The organism is Rothia sp. HMSC064F07, assembly GCF_001837265.1.
Lineage (GTDB): Bacteria > Actinomycetota > Actinomycetes > Actinomycetales > Micrococcaceae > Rothia > Rothia mucilaginosa.
The window spans coordinates 1-980 of the sequence record NZ_KV831927.1 but is presented as its reverse complement, the minus strand read 5'-3'; the positions used below and the strand labels follow the sequence as shown (position 1 = coordinate 980).

Here is a 980-nt window from a genome sequence, read left to right as displayed (position 1 = left end):
CACGCATCACGGTCGGATGCGCACGGGGCGTTGGTGTCCCTATTGTGGTGGGCTATTCGGCCCGGTGGTAGGAACTAGTTTTTACTTGGCGCCTGCAACCTCGGAGAGGTCACCAATCTTGGTGGGCTTGACCGGGGTCTTAGCGGTGCCGCTGAAGCCGTCGATGCGGCCGGGGGCCTTCGGGGTCTCGATGGTGGAGACGTCGGTCGCCTGTTCGAAGGTCTTGGTGTTCAGCACAGATGCGGTGCCGTCTGCCTTAACGACGGTGTAGAGGTTGTCCTTGGGGTTGGTCTTGATCCAGGAGCCGTCCTCGCTCACGACGATGGTTGTACCGTTGGAGTCCATGCTGGTCCACACACCGTTATTCTGGATGCTGACGATAGCGCCGTCCTTGGATTCGAATGCAGCGAGTTTATCGGTGTAGTAGACGGTGCCGTCGCTGGTCTGCGCCTTCTTCACACCGGCCTCGTTCTTGAGCTGCTCCAGGGCTTTCTTGCTGGCGGTGTAGCCTGCGGAGGCTGCCTGATCGGCGGATTCCTGGCCCTTCTTGAGCGCTTCGGTTGCTTCGCTGGGCAGACCGCTGGGGGTGCTGATGGTGCCCTGGGTGGTCTTGGTTTCTGCCTTGGTGGTTTCAGTTGCTGCGGAGGTGGTGCTCTTGCTGGTTGCTGCTGCGGAGGTGCTTGCGGGTGCCGAGGCAGTTGCGGAAGCAGTTGCAGAAGCGGACGCGCTTGCCGATGCGGAGGAATTGGAGTTGGTGCCGGAGTTACCGCCGCAGGCTACGAGGCCGAGGGCACCGGCAATGGTCAGGGACAGTACAGCAATTGACTTCTTCACTGAATTTCTCTTTTCTGTATGCGCCGCTCTGCGACGGCGCAGTGCGTGGTGTGGTTGACCTGTACTCCAGTGTGCCCGGAGTACGCCTCCATGCTAGCACCGTGACCTGAAAGCTCCCTGAGATGTTGCGGTGCTTCCCCCCCCCC

At 60.9% G+C, this 980-nt stretch carries 1 protein-coding gene; it reads right to left on the bottom strand.

All coding sequences use genetic code 11. The annotated features are described in order from the left end of the window. Positions 1 to 81: 81 nt before the first annotated feature. The gene (locus HMPREF2712_RS07880) at positions 82 to 834 is read right to left on the bottom strand and encodes a hypothetical protein (protein ID WP_049328078.1); all 753 of its coding nucleotides are present in this window, start codon (positions 832 to 834) and stop codon (positions 82 to 84) included. Positions 835 to 980 lie beyond the last annotated feature (146 nt).